The organism is Pontivivens marinum (assembly GCF_900231835.1).
Lineage (GTDB): Bacteria > Pseudomonadota > Alphaproteobacteria > Rhodobacterales > Rhodobacteraceae > Pontivivens > Pontivivens marinum.
Window position 1 is genome coordinate 1 of sequence record NZ_OCTN01000019.1, and the last position, 6,138, is coordinate 6,138.

The 6,138-nt window shown below is 55.4% G+C and carries 6 protein-coding genes and 1 pseudogene; 2 read left to right on the forward strand and 5 right to left on the reverse strand.

Translation table 11 applies throughout. The annotated features are described in order from the left end of the window. Window positions 1–151: 151 nt before the first annotated feature. From CR254_RS17700 to CR254_RS17710, 3 genes are all read right to left on the reverse strand, one after another. A complete protein-coding gene (locus CR254_RS17700) occupies window positions 152–1,195 on the reverse strand; it encodes a site-specific integrase (RefSeq protein ID WP_097932376.1) in 1,044 nt (347 codons plus the stop codon). Further along, entirely contained in the window at window positions 1,195–2,946 is a 1,752-nt protein-coding gene (locus CR254_RS17705) for a site-specific integrase (protein WP_097932378.1), read from the reverse strand. Before CR254_RS17705 ends, CR254_RS17700 begins: the two co-directional genes overlap by 1 nt. Before the next feature lie 121 nt (window positions 2,947–3,067). Next, window positions 3,068–3,439, reverse strand: coding sequence for a hypothetical protein (locus tag CR254_RS17710; protein ID WP_097932380.1), 372 nt, complete (start codon window positions 3,437–3,439; stop codon window positions 3,068–3,070). Window positions 3,440–3,580: 141 nt separating this feature from the next. Here CR254_RS17710 and CR254_RS17715 point away from each other — a divergent pair, with 141 nt between their 5' ends. Next, window positions 3,581–4,327: a hypothetical protein gene (locus CR254_RS17715; protein WP_180956066.1), complete on the forward strand. Its 747-nt coding sequence runs from the start codon at window positions 3,581–3,583 to the stop codon at window positions 4,325–4,327. A 163-nt stretch (window positions 4,328–4,490) separates the two neighbouring features. Here the strand turns inward: CR254_RS17715 and CR254_RS17720 are convergent. After that, window positions 4,491–4,617: pseudogene (locus CR254_RS17720) on the reverse strand (IS3 family transposase); the annotation flags it as partial. 127 nt (window positions 4,618–4,744) lie between these two features. Next, window positions 4,745–5,020 (reverse strand): helix-turn-helix domain-containing protein, encoded by a 276-nt coding sequence (locus CR254_RS17725; protein ID WP_245851745.1) that lies wholly within the window; start codon window positions 5,018–5,020, stop codon window positions 4,745–4,747. 52 nt (window positions 5,021–5,072) lie between these two features. Here CR254_RS17725 and CR254_RS17730 point away from each other — a divergent pair, with 52 nt between their 5' ends. Further along, window positions 5,073–5,906, forward strand: coding sequence for a hypothetical protein (locus CR254_RS17730; RefSeq protein ID WP_145996784.1), 834 nt, complete (start codon window positions 5,073–5,075; stop codon window positions 5,904–5,906). The last annotated feature ends 232 nt before the right edge of the window (window positions 5,907–6,138 follow it).

Sequence of the window (6,138 nt, forward strand, 5' to 3'; positions counted from 1 at the left end):
GGATCGCAGCTCGCTCCGAGGGGTCGGATCGAGATTAAAAAATGCGAACCGCAAATGGTGGTAGCCGGTGACGCCGTCGCCTGTCCCAAACACGGACAGGCGACGCGCGCGGCGGGGTAAATGGGTGGTTCCATGTTGACGGGCGTTACGATCAGGGTGCACGCAGAACCTCCTTAGGGCCAGCTTTTGGGGCTAGGACATCCATCTGGATGAGCGCCAGAGATTTCTGGGCCTCCTCCGCCCGAGACCGTCTTGCGTGGATTTCATAGTGGTTTCCGATATCCGCGCTGGTCTGACCGCATAAAACACGCGCCAACTCGCTTCCACGGGACCCGTGCTTGGCAAGTGCATCATGGACCAGAGTCCGAACAATATGTGGCCCGTGGCCGGTCGCTTTCTTGAAACTATACGCTAGCGTCCGTGATGACAGGATCTCCCCCATTTCCGTGCAGAACAGAGGAGTTCCAAGTCGCTGGGCATAACGCAACTGTACCGACGACCCGTCACCATACAGCAACTGGTCATCAAGATATTTCGTCAAACTGTGGTGGAGCGGGGCGTTATGGCGATACCCTGATTTCCCGGATGTCAAAATGAGCGTCCATTCTGTCTCACTGCGAATGAGGTGCTCACCGATGATAAGCGATGTGGCATCACTGATCCTGACGGGAGTCAGACAGAGAAGCGCCAGGACCCCGGATCGCTGATAATAGGTGCGGCGTTTTCCCGGAGAAACGGTCTGATGTGCAGTCTCGCGCCATTCGACCGCCCATTGAGCAATATCACGTAGATTAATTGGATTTGCTGCCAGCTTACGGACTTTTACAGGTACGTCGCCCTTCAAGGCTTCGCGGTAAAAGGCGATGTCGCCTAGAATGATCCTGCGCTGCGCAGCGGGGTAACCGGTCTCTTTTGCGATAGCTTGAATAGCGGCCAGATAGCCAATTCGGGTGCGGTTGCGCAGCAGAGCTGCATCAAGATGGTCGATGTATACCTCCAACCCCTCGTGAGTGATTTCCAGCGGCATACCTTCCCTTTTCATCACCCCGAGATATAGGCTGAAAGCAGCCACTGTACTTGTCAACGTTGCTGAGGCGTACCGACGCCGGCCGCGACTTGGGCTTTGCAATCCCCTGATCGCGCGTTTGAATTTTCTTGGAAACTCATCGAAAGGTAGCGACTTTCTGGTGCGCATCAGACGCCCCCCCGCATGAGAATATTGCCTTGGATGCGGGCCAATGCATTCTGACCGTCCACATGCTTCTTGGCGCGATCGACAAACACGTAATTCTTGCGGACCGTCATCTCGGTGTCGCCAAGCAAAGCGGCAATATTTGCGTAATCAGCGTTCTGTTCATTGGCCAGCAACGTCGCCAGAGCGTGCCTGATCTGATGCGGGGTCATGGGAATGCCCGCGTCCAACGTCACTTCGCGCCAAATCGAGCCCAGACGGCTGCTCGATACCCCTGCGAACAACAGGTTCGGCTGTCTCAGTCTGCTCTGGATATGGCCCTCCAGCAAATGCGGCCGTACATTTTGAACGTACCACGAGATGATTTCGTGCGGGCTACCGCCCCGCTTAGGGCTCAAATGAATGCGGCTGTGAGAATAGCCATTTTTGACAATATCGGGCGGCGTCGTCAGAATGAGCCCCTTCCGGGCATCATGTAGCTGCACGTCTGCCTCTGGACCACCATAGCTGAGTCTGGTCAGGGTAGATATCCGCAACGGCAGAGAAGTCCAGATCGCTGCGGCGCCAGCAGCGATTCCAAGAGCAATCGCCGCGTTTCTATGATGCGACGAGCCATCCTCGTAGCCGAGCATCGCCTTCTTGGCATCTTTGAACAGCCGGTTGGGCAGGCCCAACAAAATTGCTTGCTTAGTAGGATCATTCAAAAAAATCTCGCACCATTGCCGACGATCATCGGACATTGATTTAACGTTTTGGAAATCTGCGAAATCCCTGATGACATCGGTCAACGGCAGCGGATCGTGACCGCAGCCTTTTACAAGCAATTTCCAATTGTTTACATACTCAAAAAGGGTTGTTCTTTTGAGTTGTTCCCATGGGAACTCACCCTCAAGTTCGCGTTCGATAACGTCTTCGAGCCAGTCTGCGTTTTTCAAAAGACTGATAGAGCATCGTTCCTCTGGTTTGATGTGTCCACATTCCAACAGAGCCCTGTAGACGTACGTAATACCGCTAAGTGCTTGCTTGGCTCTCGCCTGGCTGCAGCCGCGCATGCGCTTGCGGCGATGCCCTACGCGCTCTCCCCGCACGCGCTCCTGTTCCCATTCGCGGACCTCTGTCGCCAATGGCTCGGGCAATTGGGCGCGTACGCACTTGCGTTGCGACTTTCGGATTGATGTCCCATCGAAATCGGACGACACGGCCACAGACGATAGGTCACCGTGTTTGTGGATCAGTTGAGCCGCCGCCTGCACCGACCGGTATCGTCCGGTGGTATCAGCGGCGTCGACGACACACTGCAGCCAATCTTCTGAAACGTCTGCCGGTGCCACACCGTCTTTACGGGCCACTTCAGCCAGAACAGAGATTGAGATCACTTTCTTGCCGAGCGTCGTGTTGGCCTCAAAGTCAGAAATGAGCTGTGACCACTCATCGTCCGAGCCTTGCTTCGATTTCACAATCGTTGAATCTACAACTGCGAACAGCGCCGACCTGACCTGTGACCGCCACGTTGCATAAGATGATTTTGACTTGAACCCCATCGGGATCGAGCGGATTGCGCCACGCCCCCACACGCGATCGAACAAGTTGAGATCGGCGGGGATCTGCTCCAGTGGAACATTATATTGGGGGAGACGTCGCATGCGGCGTACGGACCCCAAAACTTTCCGTTGAAACGCCTCGCTGAACGGGGTTTCTTTCTCGATCCGTTGGACCACATCTGCCATTGTTTTCATGCTATCGATGCTACTCATAGTTACCTCACTTAAGTCAATATAATATATGTATTATTTTCAATGTGAGGCGTACACTGCAGTACAATTCGAAAAACATCTTACTGTAGTGTATACCTCACTTTTAGCTCGCTCCTCACTTTTATCCTGAACCCTCAGTTTTTTCCTCACTTTGATTTTCGCAGACATGAGGCATCGCATAACGCACGGTCCGTTCCGTGAGCCTGACCTCATGCAAGCGACCCAGCGATCCATAATTGCGAACCGTAGGGCAGCTCACCGACAAGGCTTCGGCAATCTCGGCCGTACGCCGCAGCGGTACAGACAGGTCCATGAGCGCGATCGCCTGATCCGGCCAACCTTCGATTTTTCGCAGGATATCTGCCCACGCATATCGCGGTGATGCATGTACCGTAGATGGCAGCACGCCCGCCTGATCGAGCGCAGTCCGCGCTGTCTTGCGGTCGACTTGCCAGCGGCGAGTCAGGTCGGTCGTGTTCGCGTATCCGTGCACTCGCACTCTCCTCGATAGGCATCTAAATGCAGTTCTCTTGGGGAGATACATAATAGGATATAGTATCATAACAAGTATCCTGCTTGCAGGTCGATGAAAAATCAGACATCTGTGTCCAAGCTGCGTGCTCAGGGGAACGAGATGATCCACAAGAAACAGGCGAATACCGTGGGAGAAATTATGTCAGCGCTGCCCGCAGATGCCGCTGCTGCTGCGGGCACGACAGTGGATTGGCGGACGTTAGGGCTGGTTCTGTCGCAGCTGGATGCGATGTCACAGGTCGCCTCCGACGGTCGGACATGGGTCGACGTCGTTCACCACCACATGAAGGAGATAGGGGCACCTGTCTCGAAAGGGCATCTGCATAAAGTGCGTCGGGCCTATGCATTTCTGGTAAGGGGCATTGATTTTCTCGAACTGCCAGCAGACAGAAAGCAGCTTGCGAAAATTTCATCTGTCGAACTTGCGGAGAGGCTGTATCAGCACGATACCGAAGCCGGGATGGATGCCTTGGCAGCCTGCTTGGATAACGAAAAGCCGGCTGCGCTGTGGCAAATTCAGGAGCTGTACGACGAGTATATTCACAAACATCCTGATGCCCAAAATCCGTTGCAGGCCGCCTGGAAGATGCGTCGTAATGCAAAGAGCGAAGGCAGTTCGTTAAGTGCGGATAAGCCAAGCTTGAAGGCCGATAAATCTAATTTTGATCAGCTCCTCGCTCAGGTGTCTGCACACATGGATGCGATGACTGAAAAGCTTCGGGACCGTGACGCTCAGATACAGGCATTGCGAGACGATGCCGCAGAAGCCGAGGTTGCCCTGACACAGGTCGAGCAGCACCTCGCTTTGGCTCTTGATGAGATCAAAAGACTGAAACATGAGTTGTGAAAGCGAACCTGTTGAGGTCGTTTCAGAAACGACTTAACCGTGGTTAAATTTTGACCATCATGCTTCGTTAGTCAAAAATTCAGGATATCTAAAGGCTGGACTGCTCTTCGTCTGCTGCTGATCAACATCCGTTACCCGCTATCATATCAGGATGTGGTTGATCTGGGCGGCTGCGGAAAGCACGCAGGCCACGTGCGCTGACGCCCACGGCACAGTCGGTTGGCTGGAAAGCTGGCAATGTGTTCTTCGACAAACCTAAACCTCATGGCTTTTGGCCCGCCAAGAACTGGCTGCCCTGTCAAATACGGCCAGCACGGCGGGCTTCGTCCTTGATACGCTGAAAATCGCTGATGACGACGCCACCTCCCTGAGCGATATCACCGCATTGGCCAGCCTATCGGATAACGGGGGTGGCCTCTATAGCATCTCCGGCAACGTGATCTTCGCCGCATTCCAGAACGCCTCGAAGCTCAGCTCGAGATGGCCCAGCACCACCAGCAACTCCACCACGTCCAGCCGACGTTCCCCAAGCTCGTACTTCCCCACGAAGGACGCAGGCTTTCCCAGCCGCACCGCCAAGGCCGCCTGTGAAAGGCCTGCAGCCTGCCGCGCCGCCGCCAAGGCCGCGATCATGTCGCGATAGGCCTGTGTCTGTACCGTTCCCGCCACCTGCGCGCCTTTCGCTCTGGACACGGGCAGCTACCCCCATTACAGGTTTACCCCCAAAATGGGGGTGATCTAAAACATGATGAAGCGGATGGAGCACACGCTGATGAACGACAAATCGGACTTTCTCGTTCGCTGGGATGCGGCACGCGGCTCAAAGGAAGCCGAGACCATGCTCGAAGCAGAATTCGAGGATCCAGACGAACGCCGCGTGTTTCTCGACATCGTCGAAAGTGACCTGAACCGCGCCATGTTCGAATTCCTCATCAACGATTCGATCCGCTTCGAGGACTGGGACATATTGCATGGGGCCGGGCTGATCTTCGCCACACGCCAGTTCTCTCCCGGCTTCAAGCTCGCCGGCTATGAAATCGATTTCCTCGACAACATCGTTGTTACCCCCGGGGCTATGGACTGGGTTCCCGACATTCCCAATGGTGCGTGGGCCTTCAAGCTCATCGAGCCCTATATCGGGCACTACGTCCATCGCAGCACCCAGACCGGGATTCTCGCCGGGCGAGATGCGATCACAACGGCATTCGCAATTCGCGACATCGATATTCTGGGCCGCCTTCGCGAGACGCAATCGGGTAAGGACATCCTGCCCGAAGACTATTCCGATATCTGGCAGGAACTGGTTGCGACCGCGGATCCGGCCCGCAATATCGCCGCGGCACGCCGCGAGGCGATGCGCCACTGGCGTGATGCCGAGGGTGTTTATTTCTACGACACCTCTGAGTTGCCGCCAGCTGCGGACTACTTCGACTTCGACGACGACGGAAGTTTCGACGCGGCTCGAGAGGTCTATCCCCAGCTGAGCTATCACCAGCACTACATCGAGACACTCCGGCAAACCCATCGTATGCGAGAACCAGTCGCCGTGCGACCCTTGCGGGACAGTGTAAGCTGGTAATGAGGGTGGCGTGCAGGCCGCGCCACGTTCGAAGTGAATTGTCCGCTCCCACTGGACGTCCTCAAGGCGAAAGGCACATCTGTCAGGGCATTCGTAAGACGCGTTTCCTGGCCGCCTCTCCGTGCCCACCACTGCAGAAATTGAAAAGGCCCCGCATCGCTGCGGGGCCTTTTTCTATCGTGATGTCCCGATCCTGGTTCAGCTCCCTCGCCGCAATGGAGAGGATCGAGAG